This is a genomic window from Longimicrobiaceae bacterium (assembly GCA_035936415.1).
In the GTDB taxonomy this organism is placed as follows: domain Bacteria; phylum Gemmatimonadota; class Gemmatimonadetes; order Longimicrobiales; family Longimicrobiaceae; genus JAFAYN01.
In genome coordinates this window covers 12,694-34,932 of sequence record DASYWD010000056.1, presented here as the reverse complement: position 1 = coordinate 34,932, position 22,239 = coordinate 12,694, and the positions used below count along the sequence as shown (strand labels likewise).

The 22,239-nt window shown below is 67.1% G+C and carries 14 protein-coding genes; 5 read left to right on the top strand and 9 right to left on the bottom strand.

The window, feature by feature from the left end; all coding sequences use genetic code 11:
• Positions 1 to 104: 104 nt before the first annotated feature.
• The gene (locus VGR37_02640) at positions 105 to 365 is read right to left on the bottom strand and encodes a helix-turn-helix transcriptional regulator (GenBank protein HEV2146289.1); all 261 of its coding nucleotides are present in this window, start codon (positions 363 to 365) and stop codon (positions 105 to 107) included.
• A gap of 363 nt (positions 366 to 728) precedes the next feature.
• Here VGR37_02640 and VGR37_02635 point away from each other — a divergent pair, with 363 nt between their 5' ends.
• From VGR37_02635 to VGR37_02620, 4 genes are all read left to right on the top strand, one after another.
• Positions 729 to 2,777: a Mu transposase C-terminal domain-containing protein gene (locus VGR37_02635; protein HEV2146288.1), complete on the top strand. Its 2,049-nt coding sequence runs from the start codon at positions 729 to 731 to the stop codon at positions 2,775 to 2,777.
• Positions 2,778 to 2,814: 37 nt separating this feature from the next.
• Positions 2,815 to 3,690, top strand: a complete 876-nt coding sequence (locus VGR37_02630; protein ID HEV2146287.1) for an ATP-binding protein — start codon at positions 2,815 to 2,817, stop codon at positions 3,688 to 3,690.
• Positions 3,691 to 4,025: 335 nt separating this feature from the next.
• Positions 4,026 to 5,735, top strand: a complete 1,710-nt coding sequence (locus VGR37_02625) for a HEAT repeat domain-containing protein (protein ID HEV2146286.1) — start codon at positions 4,026 to 4,028, stop codon at positions 5,733 to 5,735.
• A 150-nt stretch (positions 5,736 to 5,885) separates the two neighbouring features.
• On the top strand, positions 5,886 to 6,101 hold the full coding sequence (locus VGR37_02620; protein ID HEV2146285.1) for a hypothetical protein: 216 nt from the start codon (positions 5,886 to 5,888) through the stop codon (positions 6,099 to 6,101).
• 271 nt (positions 6,102 to 6,372) lie between these two features.
• Here VGR37_02620 and VGR37_02615 read toward each other — a convergent pair whose 3' ends face one another.
• The 5 genes from VGR37_02615 to VGR37_02595 form a co-directional block, all read right to left on the bottom strand.
• Positions 6,373 to 11,454, bottom strand: coding sequence for an ATP-binding protein (locus tag VGR37_02615; GenBank protein HEV2146284.1), 5,082 nt, complete (start codon positions 11,452 to 11,454; stop codon positions 6,373 to 6,375).
• Between the two features lie 1,283 nt (positions 11,455 to 12,737).
• Positions 12,738 to 13,850, bottom strand: coding sequence for a S8 family serine peptidase (locus tag VGR37_02610; GenBank protein HEV2146283.1), 1,113 nt, complete (start codon positions 13,848 to 13,850; stop codon positions 12,738 to 12,740).
• 78 nt (positions 13,851 to 13,928) lie between these two features.
• Positions 13,929 to 15,320, bottom strand: coding sequence for a hypothetical protein (locus tag VGR37_02605; GenBank protein HEV2146282.1), 1,392 nt, complete (start codon positions 15,318 to 15,320; stop codon positions 13,929 to 13,931).
• Between the two features lie 168 nt (positions 15,321 to 15,488).
• Complete coding sequence (locus VGR37_02600; GenBank protein HEV2146281.1) at positions 15,489 to 15,860, bottom strand: hypothetical protein; 372 nt, start codon at positions 15,858 to 15,860, stop codon at positions 15,489 to 15,491.
• Between the two features lies 1 nt (position 15,861).
• Positions 15,862 to 17,121, bottom strand: coding sequence for a hypothetical protein (locus VGR37_02595; GenBank protein ID HEV2146280.1), 1,260 nt, complete (start codon positions 17,119 to 17,121; stop codon positions 15,862 to 15,864).
• 1,020 nt (positions 17,122 to 18,141) lie between these two features.
• Here VGR37_02595 and VGR37_02590 point away from each other — a divergent pair.
• Positions 18,142 to 18,969, top strand: a complete 828-nt coding sequence (locus tag VGR37_02590) for a hypothetical protein (GenBank protein ID HEV2146279.1) — start codon at positions 18,142 to 18,144, stop codon at positions 18,967 to 18,969.
• Between the two features lie 261 nt (positions 18,970 to 19,230).
• Here VGR37_02590 and VGR37_02585 read toward each other — a convergent pair whose 3' ends face one another.
• From VGR37_02585 to VGR37_02575, 3 genes are all read right to left on the bottom strand, one after another.
• Positions 19,231 to 20,148 (bottom strand): P63C domain-containing protein, encoded by a 918-nt coding sequence (locus VGR37_02585; GenBank protein ID HEV2146278.1) that lies wholly within the window; start codon positions 20,146 to 20,148, stop codon positions 19,231 to 19,233.
• 316 nt (positions 20,149 to 20,464) lie between these two features.
• Positions 20,465 to 20,692: a hypothetical protein gene (locus VGR37_02580; protein HEV2146277.1), complete on the bottom strand. Its 228-nt coding sequence runs from the start codon at positions 20,690 to 20,692 to the stop codon at positions 20,465 to 20,467.
• Positions 20,693 to 20,770: 78 nt separating this feature from the next.
• The gene (locus VGR37_02575; GenBank protein ID HEV2146276.1) at positions 20,771 to 22,228 is read right to left on the bottom strand and encodes an SAVED domain-containing protein; all 1,458 of its coding nucleotides are present in this window, start codon (positions 22,226 to 22,228) and stop codon (positions 20,771 to 20,773) included.
• Positions 22,229 to 22,239: the final 11 nt, after the last annotated feature.

The following is a 22,239-nucleotide window of genomic DNA, read 5'->3' as shown; positions in this document are numbered from 1 at the left end:
GCGACGTCCTGGCCCTGCACTTCTCTGTGCGGCTATGCTACCGATTGTGTGCACGTGCGTCAAGAGCCCCAGGAATGGGGCCGGGCGCCCCCGGGCCTAGCGGGTCACTCGGTCGGTTCAGCGCGGGTGGTGAACAGGTCGGGCGTGAGCAGCTCGCCGAGTTCGACCCCGAGGGCAGTCGCCATGTCGTGAGCGATCAGGATAGAGGGGATCTGCGTGCCCTTCTCGATCCGGTTGATGAAGTTGCGGTGGACGCCCGCCTTCCCCGCCAGCTCCACCTGGTTCCAACCCCGGGCCTGCCGGAGAGCCTTCACCCTCGAAGCGAAGTTCCTGGCGATCTGCCTGCGCTGCTCCATGCGGTCCATACGACACCTCGGGTGGTGATGGATGGCGTGCCTTCGACTGGCGCACCCTACCTCGCCGACCCACCCGAACCGAAACTGCCTCCTTACTGCCCCACCCTCTCGCCTCCGCCCGCTTCGATCCCACAGCACCGTTGCCGAGCGCCTGCATCGTCGTTCGGGCAAACATCGGAGAAGCCCGCCATTCGCTACCGGGATGCAACGGTCCCCCACCCACGTGCGTAGTTCTTATACAAGCACACAGGCGTGTGGTGCGCGCCGGGCTTGAGGGGGCGACAATGGCAGAACGCGGGTCCACTCGTGCCGTGGATCCGTCCCCGAACAGGTGAAGCACGCGGTCAACCAATTCCAAAGTGAGGAGGCGAGATGGCGCGGCGATCCGTTCAGGGCAGGAACGGCAGTACGTACGGGCGTGGGGGGAACTCCCGCTTCGGCGCGGGCGGCGAGCAGATCCGGGAGGAGCGCGCCGTCGCGCTGCGCGAGTTCCGGGAGGCACGCGACGCGATGCATCACGCCCTCGCGGCGGCGCTCGCGCAGGGAACGATGCCGGAGGCGGAGGTGGAGGAGCATCAGCGCATCCTCAAGCGCGGAGCACGGGTCCACCGGGTCCCGCTCGTGGAGATCCGCGCGCTCACGGCGGCCTACCGCGAGCGCACCAGACAGTTCGGCCGGCCTCTCCCCGAGGGCGCCACGCCGACGGTCGCGGCGTCGGCGCCTCTGGAGCCAGCAGTGTCCGGAGGCGCTCCGCTCGCGCGCACCGTGGTCGGCGACGTGGCCGCGTCCGTGGCCGCGCCGGATGACGAAAACGCCGGATCCGCGGCCGCGGAGATCCAGCTGGAGATGTTAACGGAGCAGCAGCTCAGCGACTTCGCTGAGAAGTTCCGGCTCGTCTGCTTGATGAACGGGGGGCTGAAGGCGAAGGAAGCCCTGCACCGGCTGGGCCTGAAGAGGTCGGAGCGCTGGGTGAGGAACGTGTACAAGCGCTTCGAGGAGCGCGGAGTGCTCGGCCTCCTGGACCGGCGCTTCTACAACGGGTCGGCCGTGCGCGTCTTCACCCCCACGGTGCGGGACATCGTGCTGAGCTGCTGGGTCGGCAGACCGGCCGCCGGCCCGAAGGGCGTGTGGGTCATGGTCCAGCGCCTGTGCCAGGACCAGGGCGTCGAGGCGCCGAGCTACGAGGCGGTCAAGAAGCTGATCTACGCCCAGCCGCGGGCCCTGCACCTCTTCCGCGCGGGCAAGATGGACTTCTGGCAGAAGCAGGACCGGTCGGTCGTCGAATTCCAGATGGCGCGCCGCGCGAACGAGCGCTGGCAGGCCGACCACTCCCGGCTCGACATCTGGATCCGGGAGTGGGACGGGGACGCATGGGTCGCAAGTGAAGTGTGGATGACCAGCGCCATCGACGAGTTCTCGCGCGCGATTCCCGGCTTCGTCCTCTCGAGCGAGACACCCACGGCCTGGTCGATCTCGCTCCTGCTGATGGCCGCCATTCTCCCCAAGGAGAGGCCGGGCTGGGAGGTCTGCGGAATTCCCGAGATCTTCCAGACGGACCGGGGTGGGGACTTCATGGCCAACACCACGCTCCTCGTGCTCGCGCAGCTCCAGATCCGGCACGATCCTGATCCGCCGAACTACCCGAACCGCAAGGGCAAGAAGGAGCGGTGGTACAGGAGCCTTGATACCGGCTGCCTCCGGCTGCTCCCCGGCCACATGGACGCGATCGGCCGGGTCCAGTCGTCCGCCCAGAAGCACGTCCATCTGCTGCTCACCCAGGAGCAGCTCCGGGAGGAGATCGAGCGGTGGATCGTCGAGGACTATCACACCCGCACCCACTCGGTGACGCAGCGTAAGCCGATCGAGCTCTGGCAGGAGACCGCCGCGCTCCACCTGCCCGAGGACGAGGAGGTGTTCCGGCTCATGCTGCTGCGGAGCGACCGCACCACCCGTGTGCAGCGAATCGGGGTCCGCTTCCGGGTGGCCAGCGGGAAGCGGCTCACCTACTGGGCTCCCATCCTGGCCGAGTACGTCCAGCGGCAGGTGCTGGTCTCCTACAACCCCATGGACGAGCGGTGGGTCTATCTCTACTGCGCATCGAGTGGGGAGCTCATCTGCAAGGCCGGCGTGATGGGGCGGCCCGACTCGCACTACACGGTCACCGACGTGATGAAGACCCGCAGGGCCCACGGCCGCGGGCTCAGGCAGCGGATCGAGAAGTACCGCCGCCAGACCGCGGAGGCCGACGCCGAACGCGCCCGCGGCGACTTCACGACCGCCCGTCAGGTGATGGAGGAGATCCGGCAGCAATCACCAGAGGCAGTGGACCCTGAGCTGGACGGCCTGCAGGCTCTGCTACTGGAGATGGAGCGCCAGGACCGTTCCGCGGGCAAGGGCAGTGCCCTGGACGCGGAGGGCTGACGTGAGCTTCAAGATCACGTTCCCAGTCCCCCGATGCGTGCCGATCATCGAAACCGACCTGATGCGACGTACCGTGAAGCGGACCCTCGCCGTCCACCCCGAGAGCGCGCTGATCGTCTGGACTGGGGTCACACGCCTGGGAAAGACGACCACGGCACGGTGGCTGGTCCAGGCGATCGAGGAGGCGTACGCTCCGGAGGTGGAAGGAGCCTTCCGGGCCGTGCACTACGAGGTCGGGCGGATCCCGCAGTGGTTCTCCGACGCCGGTAAGCGCGCGCTGCGCAGCGCCTACCACGCGTCGATCGGGACGTTGGACGAGGGCCTGTTCCGGAGGAGCCCGTCCGAGGACCTGGCGCGCCTCCTTACCCGGGGGCTCCAGCGCAAACACGTGCAGATGCTGCTCGTCGACGAGGCCGGGCTGCTGCCCATGGAGGCGATCCGTGGGCTGGTGCTGCTGCGCGACGTCGCCCTCCTCGAGGGGCACTGCCTCTCCATCGTGCTGATCGGAATGGATGACCTTCCCGTCCTGCTGGGTACGTGCCCCCAGGTGAAGGGACGAATCCTGGAGTGGTGCTACTTCGCCCCCTACAACCTGCGGGAGACCTGGGACCTCCTGGCAGCACTGCACCCCCACTTCGCCTCGCTGGACCGGAAGCGCCCGGACCACAAGGCGCAGGTCGACTTCCTGCACAAGACGTACGGAGGCGTCCCCGGACTCCTCGTCCCCTTCCTGCGAAAGCTCGATTCCCGGCTCAGCACGCTCCAGGGCGAGGTGGACCTCCAGCTGCTCATGGCGATCCACCTGCTGACGCAGCGCGACCACGAGCGAGCCGTCCGTAGCAAAGGAGGGGATGAGCAGGAAGAGGCAGCGCGGGAGGTTCAGACGCCGACGAAGAGAGGGCGCCGCAAATGAGCACCAGCCCGAAGGAACCTCGGGTCCAGCCGGCGCACCAGTGCGTCCTCGATGCGCTGGCGGCGTACAACCTGGCGTACGGAGAGTTCGCCACGCCCGCAGAGCTGAGCGCATCGCTGAGTCCTGCCCCGCGGAAAACGCTGGGCGAGGCCTATGCGCGCCCGGTCGAGGAGTCCGTGTGGAGGATCCTCTCACAGCTCCATGCGCGGGGCCTGGTCTTCTCCCCTGGCCGCTGCCCCGCAGCGCGCTACTATGGGGTCCCTGGGCGGATCGACCCCGAGACTCCGCTGCCAGGGCGCAGGTCGATGCGCCAGGGGGTCCTGGAGCTGGTGCGGATGACCGTCGAGCATACCGGCCGGCCCGTACGCGTCGGCGACGCGACCGCCCTCCTCGAGCAACTGCTCCAGGAGGGCCGGCTGCCGGACACGCTTGGCGAGGTCGAGCCGAACCAGGTCGTACACTCGATGATGAGCCTTGCCCAGACCGGCGACCTCGTGTGCGTCCGTACGCTCCGGGGCGGCTCGCGCGACGGCGGGAAGCTGTACCTCCCCGCCGACGCGGATCCGGCGGCTTTCCAAGCACCCGAGCCGGTCACTTGGATCGAGCAGGTCGCTGCGACCGTCGATTTGCTCTGGACGGAGCGAGTCACCCAAGCAGAGATGGCAGAGCGACGGCCCCGGCCCATGTCCACGGGGGAGATCCGCGCCCGGCTCGCGGCCCTCCATCCCGGACATGAGCGACTGCGTGACCCTCAACTCCTGGTCAACGCCATCAGGCAGCTCTCGCTCGCGGAAGAGCCGCTCGTGCGCGCCGTCCGGAGACCCGGCGAGAGGGCGATCCTCTGGGTGCCGGCCGCGGTTCCGGGAGAGGACGTTGACCTGGGTGACGCATACGCGAGCGACGCGGAGAGGATACGCGAGGCCGTGGCCCGCGCGGAGGGTGCGCTCGGGCGGCCGGTCACCGTGCGCGACGTGCGGGACGAACTGGACCGGGACCCCTCGCTCCGACCTGCAGGGAAACAGGGGCCGCACGCCTTGCTCAATGACGTGGCCAGGAAGACTCTGCGTGAGGACACCTCCGGCTCCAGGAGGCTGCTACGGGCGGGCACCGTGGAAGGCAGGGCCTACTACACCTCCGGAGAGATGACGCAGGCCCGGGGGTACCTGGAGTGGCTCCAGGCGGCGAGCGACTGGGATACGCTCGCCTTTCCGGCGCAAGTCGAGGCCATCAGGAGCTGCGCTCTTCCGAGCGCGGCCGCGGGTCGCCTGCGCCTTCTGCAGGCGGAGATGGGCGGCCTCGCCCAACGAGTGGCCGGAGTGCTCAACCGGACCTGCCTGACTCCGGCGGTCCGGTCGGACGCGAACGATCTCGCCAGCGATCTAGGAAGCGCCCGGTCGGAGACCGACCGCATCCTGGCTTCGCTCCCCGTCGCACACCTGCAGCTGCCCGCGGAGGTATCGGGCGACGTGGCAGGATGGACCGCTGAAGAGCTGCGCGGGGTCCTTGCGCCTTTCTACCCCGCGGCCACGGAGGAGATGCCGCCAGGCAAGTTCGCGGCGATGCTCGGCTGGAAGGTACGGAGGATCCCGAATCCCGGTTACGTGTCCCGCTGGAGTGAAGATCATCGTACCGCATCGACCTACCTCTTCGACCGCGCCGACGCGCTGCTTCACGCCGCCCTCCGCTGGGGCGGCACGGAATGCCGCCTCCATGCGTCGCTCGCCTCCTCTGAGCTGGGCACGCTCCGGGATCCCCGCTTCCTCACGGCAAGCCTTACCGACCCCAACCCGGACCGGCGATTGGTCGCGGTGGCTTGCCTGGCGTTCGTTGCCACGGGCGCGGTGTGCGGGGAGCTGCTCAGGGTCATCCGCGGGGATCGAGACGCGGGGGTGCGGCGCTCCGCCTTGTGGGGTTACGCCTTCGCAGGTGGTGCGGGGACACGGGAGCTCGTGATCGAACGGGCGGAGAAAGATCCCGATCGAAGCGTCCGAGCTACCGCGCAGGCAGCCGGCCGTGGCGATTCTGACTGGTGGTGGAAGAGCTAGGCTCTCGCAGCCGAGTCGTGTGGTTCACAATCCCGAGCGTGGCACGATGCAGTTTCATTTCCGCCGCACGGGCGGTAGTGACACCGACGTCAGGATGTTGGAAAGCATGTTCGCTGAGGCTGCGCAGGACGCGAGTTGACGCGTCGAAAGATGGCCGAGATTCAAGGGGAGCGGTCGCCGCCGGCGGCCTCACCTGTGACGTGCGCTCTGAACCGTTGCATCGGCGCTCTGCGGGCCTCCGTTAACCTCCTCCGCACTCCCACGGACCACCCGGGCCGCCGCTACAGCTATCACCGGGTGATCTGGGCCGCACTGGCGATCCCGCTCGGCTGGCTGGCATACGCGTTCGTGCTCTCGTTCCTCTGACAAGAGGCCCTGACCGCAGCCGTCCGATACAGCGACCCTCCCATGGCAGCATAGGAGGGCTTGTCGTTTCACGACCGCACGCGCGCGTGGCAAGCCACGGCGAGCACGTCAATGAGGGGGCTGACCCGCCCCTGGGTGCTATCGCGACTTTTCAAACGTGTGCGGTACCCGCTGCCGACGACAGGCTGAGTAGAGCCGGGGCATCAATCCTCCACCTCGGGCTAGGGGATCCCCAGCCCCCGCAAACTCCTTAACCCGCCGAACTGTTGCTCTAGGACCCGGCCGCTGGAGTCACGAAATCATCCCGCATCCGGAAGGCCGCTGATGAGCCCGCCTCAACGAGCAGGTCCAGGAGGAGCAGCACGGCCGCACGAATCTCGGGGTCCTGCTTGAGTTCGAGGGGCCTGCCGTAGACGTGCCGCTGCAAGAGAACCTCGAGTAGGAACACCGCGTTCGCTTTCCGGAGCATCGCAACTGGGTCGCCGCGCTGCAGCGAGTCCGCCAGGCGCACGAAGGCCTGGGGCAGCTCGCGCTCCCCGATGTGGTATAGGAAGCGGAGATAGTCCTCGAGGACGAGCGCCGACGGTGGGAGCGCCTCGAAGAGCCCATGGACCAGGTGTGCATAGCCCTCCAGGCTCCGCCAGTGTCGAACGTGGTCGGCCCACCACGCCGTCATGAAGAGGGATGCCATCAGTTCGCTGCCCGCCGGATGGCGCTGGTCGAGATGGGCCACCCAGTGGGCCTGCCGCACGCGCTCGGCGAAGAGGCTCCAGAGGGACCAGTAGTGCGCCGTATTGGGTCTTTCGTCCTCGATCGCGCGGAGGCCGTCGAGGATCGAGTGTATCTCGCGTGGATGACGCTCTACGGCATCCAGCACGGGGCGTAGAACCTCAAGCGCGGCCTCCCTGGAGGTGCGCATGAGGAAATCCTGGAGCTGCCTCTCAATGTCAGCCTCCCCGTGGAAGTCCCGGTCCCGGCGGTGCGCATCCTCACCATGCTCAGAGTCCCAGGCGCTCACCAGCGCCTGGCTCGCACGCGCGAACGCGGCCACGGCGATCGGGTCCTCAGGCACGCGGCCCAGTATGGTGAGCACCACTGGCCAGGCGTGGGCCACGAAGGCGCCGGACAGCTGGGCGCTCTGGTGCGCGTTCGCGGTGCCACGGCTCTCGTCCCAGAAGCGGACGCGCAGACGAGCCCGCACCTCTGCGATAATCGTGTCCACGTTCCGCCGCTCTTTGTGTGGACGCTCCGCCTCTGCCGCCCAGGCCGTGTCGACCTGCATGGCCTCACTGACGATCACGTCCACGCACCGGAGCGCGGTGGCGCGGTCCGTCACCCAGAACGACTCGGAGATCCCCCCCGCGGCGTAGGCACGGACCTCATCGATGGGATGCGTGAAGGCCGCCGCAAAGGCGTCCCTGACCTGCTGCACCCGCGAGCCGAGGACCGACCGCTGAAGCAGAACGGGCAGCACCGCCGCGCACGGACGGTCGGCAGCCATGTCGTAGCGTTGCGTTCGGGCGACCGTACCCCGTACGTCCGCGTCGCGCAGAACCTCGGAGCAGACTACTTCTGCGCACCAGTCCTGCTCGTGCGGCAACATCTCCGCCCAGTGGTCCCGGACGCAGGCCGCAGCAACGTACCCAGGTCCTGCGCGGCTGCCATCGGGATAATCCGCCTCACGGTTCAAGACACGCGCGCGCGCAAGCTGCTCCCGCCACACGGACGGGTCGTGATCACGGCGGTTGTTTTCGAAGGCGCCCATCCCCCATACCCAGACGCCGAGCCGCTCGTTCATTTCGCTGAACTCGGCCGCACCGGCATCGGCGAGGGCCTGCACGTCGGGCTCGGGTGCGCTCATTTCCAGCGCGATCACGCCCCGGGCGGTCTCCGCTTCGCCGGCCACGTCGTCTCCGATTGGGGTTGCGTCCTCGGCGATCCTGTACTGGCGCAGGTCCATCCGGTGCAGTGCGAGCCGCCAGATCAAATCCTCTTCGGTCTGCTCCGGCTTCGGCGGGAGGCTGGCGAGATGGCGGTCGATGAGCGCGTGCACGCGCGGTGCAAATGGCCCGAGCTGCAGGTTCCTGAGCGCGGCCTCCAGATCCTGCTGCCGGTGCGCCAGCTTGTCCGCGCCCTTGCGCTCCTGCTCATAGATGCGCTCCTCCGCGCCGGAGAGGAGCCCCGAGGGCCGAGAGTTCGTGCGTTCCCCGGCCATGCGACGCCGGTCGAGGAGGACGTAGTCACGCGCGCTGAGCAGAACGAGCAGCGCCTCCCCCGCGGCGTGCGGCTGGGAGATCGCAACGCTTGCTACGACCGCCGCGATCGCGGCCGAGTCCGTGCCGCGGAGAATCTCTTCGAGCGTCGAGTCAAGGGTGTCCGGGTGGATGCGTGCATAATCGAGCAGCCACGTCTCCATCGCCATCAGAAGCGACTGCAGCACGTAGGGCCCGACCGACTGGCCGCGATACAGGTGCCAGAGCCGCGGGTTTGCCCATTGCGTCCGCGTCTGCCCCTCTTCGAACGTGAGTTCAACCCCCCACGCCGGCTCCAGCGGATCTGGAACGCGTGGGTGCGCATACCAGTCCACGCTGTGATTGAAGATGTCCAGGAGGAAGTCGATTCCTTTGCGCGGGTGATGGCGGAGCAGTGGGATCCATGGCCCGCGCAGCGCACTGGCCGGGAAGAAGTCCTGGCGGTGGCCTTCCTGAATTCCGAAGTGAGGGCCCAGGTCGGACAAGTGCCCCGAGTAACGATCGCGCTGAAAGCCCTCCTCAGTGAGGAGCAGGTACTCTTTCGCTACCGATATCAGGAGGTCGGGCAGGTCGCGCGCGGCCGCCGCGCCGTCCAGCCCAGTCAGGAGAAGATCCTGGAAATCCTCCGCGGTAGGGTCCCGGAACTCGTCCACGCGTGGTGTTCCGCGCAGCACGGCCGCGAAGCGCTCCGGGTCAGCGAGCGGGATCTTGGCGAGGACGCCGAGCGCCCGCTTCCGCTCCTCTTTGTGTCCCCAGTCCCGGTACGCGGATAGCAGCGCGTGCGCGATTCCGGCCACGGCTTCCTCACCCTCCAACCGAGGGGTCTGCCAGGAAACACCGCGGACGGCGTCCTCGATCAATCCGAGTAGCAGCGGGTGCTCCTCCGGGGGGAAGCAGTCCACGTTTCGGTGAATGAGCCGGAGCAACGCGGCCCACGAAGGCCCGTCGGGGACGTTGAAGACGGACCCCGAAGGGAGGGAGGCGCCAGCAGCCAACGTCGGCGCGGCAATGCACGCGACCCGGAGCAGGTGAATGAGGCGGCGCAGGACAGTCCGGTCCCCGGTGAGGAGCTGCGCCTCGTGGCGCGCGAGGAACTCGGGCGCGGACGAGGCGCGGAGCAGCGCGACCAGAGTGTCGTCCCGAAACTGCGCGCTGCCGCCGGCCCCCACGAGCGCCGCCCGGAAGAGCCGGTCCGCTGCCGCGGAATCGCGCAGGGCCAGCTCCGCGACCCACGCGCGGTAGGAGCGCCGGATCGCGGGGTGACCACCCACAGCCTCGGAGAGTTCCTCAAGCGAGCGCTCTCCCCGCTGGTACTGCTCGTCCAGCCAGTGGAGAATCGCCCAGTCCTCCAGGACGTCGTGGGCGGGAGCGACGAACGACGGCGCGCCTGCGGGTGAGTCCAGGAGGGAGTCGTTGCGAAGGGCCTCCAGGGCCGCCGGGTCGCAGTCGCCACCCGGAACATGGGCGGACAGCGCCCGCGCACGGCGGACCGCCACGCCCTGGAAGGCCTCCTCGCGCAGGCGTGGCATCCCTGCCGGACCGTGCGACTCGGCCCGGACGATCTCGCGCCAGAAGAGGGCGCGGAACTCCCGCTCGCTCTCCGGGAGAGGTCGCTCGGCGGACCAGGGGATCCGGAGCGCCTGACCCAGGAAGTACGGATTGCGCAGGATGGCGCGGAGCCTGGGGTTTGTCAGGGGATAGGCGAGTGGCGGGAGCGCGGCTTCGACCTCGGCGAGTTCCGCGTCGTCCAGCGGCGGGACCTCGACGACGCCGTAGCGGATCCCGGCCGCCGTGAGGAAGCTCGCCTGTACCTGGTCGGCCGAATAGTCCCGGCACGTGAGCACCAGCCGCAGCCCGCGGTCCGCCGCAACCTGGTCCATCAGGTCCCTGAACGCCTCGCGTGTGGACTTCTCGAGAAGGCGCTCCACACTCTCGACAAGCACGACTGTCCGGGGCTGTGCGCCCAAGATTGCGCGGAGGGTCTCCGCGCCGACGCCCACCTGCGCCGCGCCGAGCGTCACGTCCAGGTGTGGTTGGGCGAATTCCTCGACGCGAAACGCCAAGGTGGGGCATGTAGCGGAGAGGATCCGCGATGCGTCCTTCGCGACGACTGACTTGCCGCAACCGGCCGGCCCAGTCACCAGCACGGCCTGCGCGCTCTCCAGCTCTCCGAGGACGCGCTGCACGAGGCTGGCGCGCTCAAGGTGGAGCGCCGGTCCCAGGGTCGAGCGGATGCCGCGTAGGACGACCGCGCTGTGGTCCCGGAGCCGATCGAGAATCCGCTGGTCGCCAGTGCCGAGCTCGGCGTGGAGTTCCTGGAGCCTGGTCGGCAGGTCCTCGCGCCGGAAGCTCCTCGCGGTGTCCATCGCGTCGCCAGCAACGGAGACCAGTCGGTCCCAGGTTGCCTCGGCTACCGCACGCGGATTGCCTTCGCGAACCCCGTGCGCCAGAAGACTCCGGATCTGCGCCTCGGTCTGCCGAGTCGAGGTGTGAAGATCTAGAGTGAGCACGTGAAGAAGCCTCAGGAAGGGCCACAGATCCGTCGCACTCGGCGCCCCCCCTTCCGAGGCACCGACGATCTTCTGTACCTCACCGAAGTAGCGGATCGCCGTCTTCGAGAGGAATCCCGGCGCGGCGAGCCTTCGCTCGAAATCCGCACCCCCTCCGGCCGCCTGGGCTGCGTCCAGCAGGCTCACGAAGTGGTGGAGCAGCGTCTCGGTCCCGCGGGAGACGACCAGCACCAGGCGGTCGTCTTCCCGCCTGAAGGGGTTACCGGCCTTGAAATCCTGCCAGAAATCTCGAATCGCCTTCGTACACTCCTCGTCGCTTGCGCTCACCGTGAAACCGAGCTTGACCTGGCCAGCAAGTCGGCGGGTCCGGCCGGCCTCGTTACAGACGATCAAGAAATCATCCGTATGCCAGCCCTGGTATTCGGTTTGGAAGTGCACCTCCCGGACGACTGAGCCGATTAGGACAGGAGGGGCCGACCCCACGAGCAGCTGGGCGAGCCAATAGGCGTCTACGTGCTGCTCGAAAAAGGTACCGCCGCCACCGGTCGAGGTGGGGCTGGAAACGCGCCGCGAAGTGGAGCTCTGATTCATGCAGTCAGTCTCGGAAGTCTCCTGCCCGGGACGCGTGGCGCGGGAGCCGTCCTGGGCTCCAGGGGTGCAGCAGCGGGCCATGAGAGGTCAATCCAACGCGATACCCCCTTGCCCGAGGCTGGTTCGCCCACTGTGGCGATCTCACCGCACAAAACTCACCCAGCTACCGCTTTTAGCTAAAACTCCCGCCGGATCCCATTGAAGGAATGAGGGGAGGGCGAACTCGCTCTTTCGTACCGTGGGAGCCGGGGCTGGCATCCATTCTAGCCGCTTGCGGCGGCGGGGCGGAACACCCCGTTCGGATCGAACAGGGCGCTGAGCACGGACCGCGAGAGCTCCGACGCCCACCCGCGGCGGCTCTTCAGCGCCGATCGCCCCCAGGTCCAGACGCTTGCTCCATCTGGAGCGGGCCGCGTTGCGACCACCCGTAGAGCGTCGATCCTGTAGCTGGAGCCCCGGCGACACCGTCCCCACGGTATGAGCGTGACACGCGTAGTGCACGGGGGGCGGGATGTCGAAGGGCCGAAGCCGCCGGGGCCCAGCTGGCCGGCCCGTCAGCTGGGCCCGGCCGCCGTGGAGTCGCTGGGTTGCGATTGCGTTTGGGTGCTTCCGCCATCGTCCCGATTCCCCGCTCCGATGACCGAACCCGACTGCAGGAGCGTAATCGCGGCCGCGTCCGGCTCTACGGGCCCCGGGGCATCCGAACTGCACCCGCCCAGGACGGCGAGCAATAGCGCTGCCAAGAAGGCCGTGCATACCGGAGAACGAGTCGGGTGTGTCGAATTGCGCATGGTAGCTCCTGAAGTGGTATCGAGTGGAGGAGTGAAACGGCCGTTCGGTCCCACCGACAGTTCCCCGAGCTGCGGCGGAATCCGTCGAACCTGGGTGTACGTGCGCTCTTGCGGAGCTGGGGCAGGGGCGCCGAGGTGGATCGCGAGCCTTTGTCCAGAACGCACGCGACCCGCAACCCATCGAGATCTGGAGGCGCGAACGCATCAGAACCGGTTGGTTGGAGCTGATGCACACTGCCAATCCTGGCGGCAAGATCGTGATTGATTGGGCGCCTCGCCCCGCCCCGCCTCGCTGCGGCGATTTCGCATGCACATTGTTGGAAGGATTGTCCGAAACTCGCCCTCACTCGTGCGCAGCCCGCCTACTCCGCGGGCGACGCTCCCCACCCGCACCCACCCACGGGTCAGCCGCGCGTGCTCGAGGAGGAGGTTCCCTGGCGCCGCCGCACGGAAGGGGCGGCCCCTGATCGCAGATGTGCCGTCGACGACCGTCTACAGAGGAGGGTTGAGCAGGTCCCGGAAGTACTCCTCATCGCTCCGACACCGCTCAATGGCCGCAGCAATGGCTGGCCATCGCAGCACCCCGTTTCCCATCTCTTCGAGTTCAGCTTCGGATGTGCAGGATGCCCTCGCCGCCTCGCGGAGCAGGCCCAAGAGCAGTCGCGCCTGGCTGCGAGCGGGGAGGGTGGGCCTCCACTTCCGTACCTCACCCAGGGTGCAGGCAGCCAGACCACTGACCACGGCAGCCGCCACGCTCGTCCCCGTAAACGGGTAGTATGCACCGCCCTCGCTCCGCGGATCGGCCAGCACTTCCGCCCGCAAATCCACACTGTGCGCGCTCAGCGGAGTCCACACCCCAACTCCGGGAGCGACCAGATCGGGCTTGATGACCCTGATCTGCGCATCTCTATCAGAGTCTTCCAGGCGCCTCCAACGGTCGCGCTCCAGAGTGGCGTCCACGTAGTACGGACCCCGACTGGAATTCGGGTGATGACGTCCGTCCAGATCGCAGGCACCCACAGCCAGACACCCCTCGCTCCCACCCGCCCGGTTGATCGTGCCCCGGCCGTGCTGTCCGTCGTTTCCGGCCGAGACTACGCAGAGCACCCCGCACCGTGTGGCTTCGAGCAGGTAATCGCCAAGCCGCAAGGACGCCGACCAGACCCACGGCGGCTGCACCCGATCAATGGGTCCGCCGAGCGCATCATCATCCAGCGGGGAGGACGAGCAGGACAGGTTGATGATGTCGGCCTTTGCGCGGACCGCGAACTGGAGCGCACGCTGAAGATCGGGCTCGAGCACCCCCTCGCGGCCCTCGAACACCTTGTAGATGAGCAAGGTCGCCGCGGGCGCCAGCCCCCGGTACCGGCCGCTGGCCAGCCTACCCCGTCCGGCAATGATCCCGGCGATGGCAGTCCCGTGAGCCCAGCGGTCGGTGAGATCCTTGTGGTCCGGCCGGCAGTCCTTGCTCCGCCGCCCATCCGTCGCATGCCGAAGGTCGGCATGGGTTTGATCGATTCCGGAATCGATGACCGCGACTCGGACGTTCGCACCATCCGGCGCTCCTGTGTCCGGGAGCTGCAGAAATTGCCGTACGCGCTCCATGCGCGATGAACCGGGCCTCTACTGGAAGCGGGGAGTGTGCCGCTGATACGGAGCGTTGACGCTCGATGCAGCGGCGGATCAGTCCTGGCGATACCGCTCCACGAGCCCGATATGCCACACTGTTGGCTCTTCTGTGAGATCGAGGATTCGGTCTCGGCGAAGATGGGTGTAGATGCTGGTGCGGTCGGTTCCCCGGATCTTGTCCGTGATCTCACCACCTCGGCCCTGGATCGCTGCCCTCACCCGTGAGAGGTCGGAGGCATCGCATTCGACGACCAGCCAGAGCGCCTCTTCGGACACGAGTAACTTGGCCTGGTACATCCGGGCGAGCCTGCCGTCCAGCTTCGCGACGTTCAGGATCCCGACTAATTTCTTGGCGAGCTCGGCCTCCGCCTGGTCTGTCGGCTCCAGGGGACGGGGATCCTCGTCCGTCGTCTGCGTGGCACCCCGGCGGGATGCTCGGAGGCTGGCGAGGATCACGGCGGCCTTCGCGTCGAATTCGGGATCCAGGCCGAGTTCCGCGGCGATCTCCTGCACGCGCGTTGCTGCTTTCCTCGCCTGGTCGGTGAGGTGCAAGGTCGCCGCGCCGTTCGCGACGTCCAGCAGGGCCTTGGCGTGCCACTGCCGATCGGGCACCTCGGCCAGCTTTCTCCAGACACCCTCCGCTGCCCAGCGGAAGTACTCCCTATGACCGGCCCCACCCGCGGCTCGCGCGATACTGGCCAGGAGAGAGAGTTTTGGCACGGGCTCCGAGATGTGTGGGGGCAGCGCGAGCAGGACCGAAAGTGCTCGCGCGAACTCGCCTTTCGTGTGCATCCAGAACCAGGCGAGATCGTTCGCGAGTTCAGCGACGCGCGCGACGTGATGGCCGTAAGCGAACAGCGCCGTGTAAGCGAAGCTGAGCGCAGTCTCAGCGTCGTTCCTGTTGAACCACACGACGCAGAGGTTGTGGAGTGCCTCAGCCTCCACGGACACTGCCCCCGCCTTCCGGGCGTAACGGAGCGCCGACAGGTAATCCTCCGGGGTCTGGTCGGTGGGGCGGTCGCGCTGGAGATTGCCCAGGCCCAGGTAGCCCCGGGCGACCAGGCCCCAGGTCTCCGTGGCCTTGCCCAGCTCCACCGCCTGCGTAAACCATTGCTCCGCCGCCGCCGGTTCGTGGCTCCGAAGCGCGATTTGCCCCGCGAACCAATTCAGCTGAGCATCACGCGGGTGGATCCTCAGGCCAGCCTCAATGAACGCCCTCGCGGTACTCCGTTTCTGCTTCGATTCGGCCCACTCGGCCAGGAAAAAGCATCCCGCCGAGATCGAGCGCGCGTCGCCGTTGCGCAGTGCCTCGGCCAGGTCTTCGACCGGGCGCCGCGGGCGGGACGCGCCCCTCGTACGAAGCTCCCCAGGATCGGCTGAATCCCCGCGCTGCCAGCCACCGCTCCCGGCGTAGTCGAGGATCTGGTGGAACAGAGCGAGTATCACCTCCCCTGTCCGTCCCCGAAAGTCGGTCTGGATACCGGAGGCGAGCGTAGCAGGGTCTTTGAGAACATCTATCGGAGGATGGCCGGTCGCACCGGCCACTCGACGGGAGGATCTACTCATCGGCCGATAATTGAGAAAAGAAGTGCCGGAAAGCCATCCGGGAAGTCCTCACGAATGGTACGTCGCGGGCCCCGCAAAGGGGGGGTCCGCTTGCCCAACCGGCAAACCAGGAGGCCCGTAGAGCACGTCGGCGACCGCCTCTTGGACCACGTCCTGGATGAGTGCGTAGGAGTCAGCGTGCTCGAACTGGTACTTCCGGTAGAAATCCTGGCCGAGCGCCCGGATTGAGGCCCCGAACATCGCCCGGAAGAACGAGGGACTGATCGCGAGGAGGTCTACCGGCAACTGTACCGTTACCGTGACCCCTGGCTCCTGGTCGTAGATGTCCAGGCAAGCGCGCCTGCGAGCCTCCTCCCCCCAGGCATGACCCCCGAAGACCCGCGCGCCGGTTTTGGTGAATTTGTCAAAGTCAACGACCACGTTACGGCGTTTCGTAGGACTCATCACTGGAACCCGGAAGCTGTTGAAGGTGATCAGGGGCGATGTTGAACTGAATGCTGATCAGCGTACCCGGAAAGTGCCGTTGGAGAGCCTGGACCGCTGAAGGATTGGCAGGCCACATCAGGTTGTTCGGTGGATTGAACGCGACCCCGATCTGTCTTCCGAGCTCTCGTTGTTCCGGGAGGCGGTAGCGGCCGTCGAAGAGGATCGTCGTTCTTCCAGAGACCACGCGCATCCGTGGAGGAGTGGCCGCGCAGGAGGTGCTTGCCAAGTAATCGAAGAAGCGAATGATTGCGACCGTTCCCATGCCACGCGAGGGTACCTCCCCCCACCGGCTAGCTCCGCTCTGCAACGCCCCGAGCGTCCAGAAGTTCTCCTCCGTCCACGTGTCGTCGAAGAACCCAGATTGTTGGTGGTGGCGGAGGATCCCTTCGTATTCCTCCCGACGCGCTGAGTTCGCAGGGAGCTGCAGAAAGGTCTGGTGGATCGTCTCTCCAAAATTGAAGATCACGATCTGGCAGCGTCCGCGAGTTTCCCCTTCCTGGGCTCGCAGGGTCGCAGCGGACCACCAGTCTCCGGCGCCATGCTCCGCGGCGTTGTCCAGCGCTTCGACCAAGAACGTGGAGAGGTAGCGGGCAAACTCCGGATTCAATGCGTACCCACGGAACCGATGGTCCAGAAGCGTGGGGATCACTTCGCTCTGCATGTGCTCGCGAAGGGGAGAATCCAGAAGCCCATCCGGGCGTATCTGCTGCTGGAGCGGCCAGATGGACGATTCGGTCGTGGGTTCGGGAATAAAGTCCTTCAGCACGGCCGGAACGCCGAAGGAGGCAACGGACGCTCTGGCCCCCAGCACAGCGGGATACTCACCAACGACCTTGATTCCGGCGCTTTTGGCCTGCTTCGCCAAGGCGCAAGCGACGGACTCCGCACAAAGATCGACTTGGGTGCAGTTGCGCTGATCGAACCAGAGCTCGCCGGCACCGGCCACCGCCGCGCCCGCGATGTCGTAGGCGACCCTCAAGGCGGACTCAGGTGCATCCAGGAACGAGTGAGTGGGAGGGAATGCGATCCTTTCTGAAGCAAGCGCGGAATGTGGTGCGACACCTGCACGGTCGAGAAATGCCCGGAGGTATGGAACCCCCGCCTCAGGCGAGGGATCATCCCCGGCCAACTCGGCCACCGGAAGAAAGACGGGCGAGTGCATCAGGTACCCGTGGTTAACCACATCGGAGTTCATCGTTCTTCGTAGCCCGATCCGCCGGCGGAGCAATGAGTGGGGCGAGGCTCGTGCACCCGCCGCCTTCATTAGAACGTTCCGGTGGCGCGCATTATTCGGGGCAGGTGTTAGCAGCTCGACTGGAACCGCGGAGCCATCAAGGAGGAAGCGCAGAGGCGTTCCTCACGCGTACCGCCCCCGCACACTGAATGTCCTCCATCCATCCAGACACGGCCCTCCAAAGCAACCGCGTTGTTGTTATCCGAACTCAGGGCGTTGCCGAGGGCTGCAGCGGCCGGACCGAGCGTTCTATGCTTATTATAGGCTCGGCACGGACGCCATAAAAGTCCATTCCGATGATCGTCCTGCCGTTGGGGTGCGACCCCCATTGGAACGCGGCTCACGCGCGCGCCCCCCTTGCAAGGAGGTCCCCCCAAGAGGTTGCTGGGCTTTGCTCCTGGAGAAATAGTAATCTCCCAATCATATGAGCGCAACCGTTGTCGCGAAGCATACGCACCGGTTGCGGCGTCGGCAGCCCCCCTCCACTCTCGCCGACAGGGGCCGTTCCGCGTAGGGAATGCGTTTACACATGCCCGGAATTGACAGAAACCTCTCGGACGAAAAGATTGGTCTCCCCAGCCCTGTTCCCGGTGAGGTACCGAGGCCAGGACTGCGGCTGCTATGAGGGCTGTGTCGATGCTGCCGCGAGCCCCCAGACGGCAGCACGGGTCCGCTCGAGATGGACGGCTCCCGATCCTCGGGCGGGGAGAGGCGCCGTTGCCAGGGCCTCTTCCCGGGAGCCGCGAGCCCGACCACCCGGAATGCGAGGTTGCGGGCGAACCGTCTGGATGATCACCGGCCGGGCATCACAGCTGTAGGAGGATTGCGGGCCGCCACTGCGCGATTTCATGGACCCGGGCTTCGACCACGACTCGCCCCGATGGCTGCTCTGTCCCTCCGGGCTATCTGGGCGTAGCGAGCGAGTTCCGCAGGCGCATATCACCGTTTTCGAACGCTCATCTGGTCTCCAGGATCCCAGCCATGGTGCGACGCAAGGACGAACTGGTCCGCAGGTACTGCGACACGCTGTTCCGCCACTTCAGGGCCTTGTCCGCTGTCTGGCCGATCGGTACGGCGCCGGAGCTGGGTGACGTGATGCTCATCCGGGATGGTCTGCTCGAGCCTCGTTCACAGCTGGACCTGCAGGCAATGGGGGTCGCCGTGCGCGTTGATCCCACCCAGAAGGTGTACGACTGTACGGTCGGGGTTCGGTTTCACGCGGGCGCGAGCGTGGCTGCCGACGCAGGGTCCGGCCGGGGGGCACGCTTCGAGCTCGGCTTCGAGGACCGCGCATCTCTCCTGTTCGCGGCGCAAGGAGCCCAGATCGAGCGGGTTGCCGACCATGTGCCACTCGAGCACGCGATCCGGGAGCGGCACAGGACCGGCGCCTGGGATCCGGAGTACTGGATCGTGACCAGTCGCCTCCGCGCCCGCGCTCTCACCGTCCTGGTCGCGGAGGGCAAAGAGGCGCGAGTGGTCTTGGAGGCACGGGCCACGGCAACGCCGCACGCCACGTCGGATCTGATACAGATGAGCCTGGGGGCGTCCCTCCGGGAGCAGGAGCGAATTGGCTTGCGGGTTGTCGGTGAGGAGGAGTCGGTGCCCCTCGTCGGGCTCCATCGTCTACACCAGCCCTGGATTGGTGCGCCACGCTACCGGGCCCGCTCGGAGCATCAGGGAGGAGCTCAGCGGGTCGTTGGGGATGCGACGCGTAGGGCCGAACCGGGCGGCCGCCTGATCTGGGAGGAGCGCCAGTGGCGGGAGAGGGAGGTGAAACGCCCCGGGCTTTCCGGAGGGCTCAGTTCGTGAGTGCCGCCATGAGATCCTGAGTCTCTTGGCGGCGGTGGAATGCCTCTGCCAACGTAGAGGAGGCGCGCGCAACGGCCGCCGCTGCGTTCGGGTTCCTGCTTACGGGCCTACCCGAGCGCGTGCGGGAGGAGTTACGGGCGGAGACCGAGGCGCGGATTCTGGAGAACCGGCGCGGGCGGGGTGGATGGGCGGGAATGGAATCGGCCCCGCACCGGGTGAGGTGCGGAGCCGCGGTCGCAGGTCAAGCTATACGCGCCGGTGCTACCGCCGATACAAGGGGAGCGGAATCTGCACATGCCGGGTGCTGAAGGCAATCGCTACGCGGTCGCTCAGCTCCTCGATGCAGTCGCACGACTTGGCGATACCAAGCACCTGGTCAATGTGGGCCAGCAGCGCGCGGAGCCCCTGATCCTCGTTGAACCACTGGTGCCAGTTCTGGCGGTGCCGAGGCGGCGGCTTGTGCGTCTTAAGGTGAAGGAGCACGTCGGAGTCAAGCGCCTCGTAGATCAACTCCGTTACCAGCTTGCCCCACCACCGCGGCCGCTTCTGGATCGGGCCAGTCCATCCGGTCAGACGCGCGAACTGCACCCACAACTCATCCGGGAAGGTCTTCTCCCAGGGGCGCATCCGGTCTGCGAAGAAGAAGCTGTGCTTCGCCTGGAGCTCGCGTGCCGCCCGCACCTTCTCGAATCCGGTCGCCTCGTCGATTAAGGCGATCAGCCCGACGTCGGCCGAGGCGCCGAGCATTAGGCTGCATCGAATCGCGACCATCTGCTGGCGTTGCGTCCGGAGCGCGCCCGCGGCGAGGGCAGACACAAACGCGCGACAGATCCGGTTGAACGTCTCGGCCGTCAGACCGTGTCCGATGAACTGCGTTCCGGGGATCAAGAAGGCCCGATTTTCTCCCAGGACTAAGTCAGCGTCCAAGTGCGACTTAAGGGCAGCGACCCCCACGATTTCTCCCAGGTTGCCGTGCTCTCGTCCAGTGAGCGCCTGCACCGCCGAGCGGAGGTGGATCACCCGCTCTCCCGTGTTCAGGACGTGACACTCTACGGAGACGCCGCCCAACTCCAGCGGCCCGGAGCACACCGCCATGGGCATCCGGTCCGTTCCATACCGCGCCGGCTTCTCCCGCACCATCGGCGCGCTTGTGCGCGCCCCCTCGGCCAACCTGACCATGTCCTCTCCCACTGCGGGTTCATACCCGGTCGCGCGTCGGCCGGGGAACCCAAATTAGCAATCGCCGTTGTCGAGTGCCAGAAAATTGTTGATCCGGATTGGCGGATGCTTACCGCACTTCGTGTGACGGCGCGGAAACGGCCCGTGGTCCCCGGTGCGGGGCGACCCCGCCCGGCGAGCCCTGGTGTGCATCACTCTCCCCCAAAAGGGCACGCAGGAGTGGTGCGGCGCCTCGGCGCCTGACGGCCACCCCGTGACGAACTGCAGCCGCGGGAGCGAACGCCCGCGGCTGCAGTGAGATCCTTCCGCGATGAGGTTAGTGCGGCGACCGCGTCCGCACGACGTACCGCCCCGCCGCCCCCCTTACCTCCAGATTCGCCGACCGCTCCGCCAGCCTCACCACCAGCGCATCGAACGCGTCCTGCTGCCGCCGCACGACCACCGCGACATCGCGCGACGTTCGGCGCAGCTCCATTTCGCGGATGGCGCGGATCCGGAGATCGGCCGGGGCCGACTCGTCCGCGACCACCGGATGGGCGTGCATGGCGAATCCACCGGGATCGTTTGCCAGCAGCCCACCGAGAGCGGCATGCCGCGCCGGGGCCGGCCAATAGGACCCCTATCAGCCTGTCTGCAGAATGATGGCCGCCTGATACGAACCCTCGGCAGTCCGCTCGTAGGACACAACAGGGCCAAGTGCGTTCAGCCGCTGCCCTAGGAAGAGGGCGAACGTCGCCGGGCCGTACAAAACAAGATGCACGCGCCGAGCACCGTAGCGGCGCCGTCGATCCCGCATCAGCTCCTTGCCGCGGCCGGCGAGCGCAACTGCATCGCCAGCGGACTGGATCGAACCCGGGCCAGGACCGCTATCGGGCTCGGCGTATACGACCGCGCTGAAGCGTCCAGGCACGGAGGCGAAGAAGGTCTCCGCGTCGTGCCAGGCCTCACCAGTAATCGATAGCACGATCAGCAAATCATCCCCGCTCTCGCCCCGTTCCTCACGCACCACAAAGTCCCGGCCCGTCGCCGGTGCGTCGGAGCGCCAGAGAAACGTCTCGCCCCCCATTGGTTGCTCCGTGCGGAACGAGAATCCCGCGACCTCCGGGAATGCCTGACCCACCGCCAGGGATCCGCTTAGCGGCAGTTTCCCGCGGAAGTCGATGTACGCGCCACCGGGTGTCCCCGAGAGCGCCTCGCGGGCGGAACGTAGAGCCGGCAGGAGCGAATCGGTCCAGACCTCGGGCGCTGGTAGCTCCCGGCGGTCGCGATTGAAGTGCCCGGTCCAGTCCAGCTCGAGCGTGGGCTGCCGGTCCCACACCCGCCGGGCCCACCCGTGCACCCAAAGACTCACCTTCGGCTCGTCCGGGGCACTCGCCCAGAGCTGTCGCCGCGAGATCACCTCCTGGAGCGACTCAGACGTCACCTGCTTCGCCTCCCCCCCTGTTATGATCCGGCTGGCTACCTCGTCCACCACCTCGGCGAGCACACGCGGTCCATACCGCAGGCCGTAGGCACGCATCCGGTCCTGGACAAGTTCCTCGACCTCGTCGAGCCCTCCGAAGCCGAGGCGCAGCCGAAGTGCGCGGCAGAACGGCGCGAACTCCTCCGGTGAGACACCGACGGCCTCGCGCCAGCGTCGACGCGCCCGGCCCGCCGCCGAGCGATCACCGCCAACGAAGAAGTCGTCACACAGGCCGCGGTTCTGACCGATGAACCTCCCGAACTCCGGGGCCGCCGCCCAGTTGCTCACCAGCCAGATCTCGACCGGTCCCTGGTCCTTCAGCGCCCTCCAGCTGTCAAAGAGCTTGTGCAGCAGTGAGCGTACACCAGTTTCGACCTCCACGAGCGACTCGGTCGAGTACAGCTGACCGAGTGTAACGTGGAATTTCACCTGCACGAACTTCGACGCCTTCCCGCTCCCAAGCGGCGCATGCAGCGTCACGTCGTCGGCTGCGCCCGCTCTGGGGTGCTCGACGTACCCGTACTCGTAGTCCTCATCCAACAGGCGCAGGAGTTCGTACCAGCTGTACAGATGCTGGTAGCGGTCCCCTGCGAGGCGGGCGGCGCTCTGCTCACCCATGACGCCCCGTT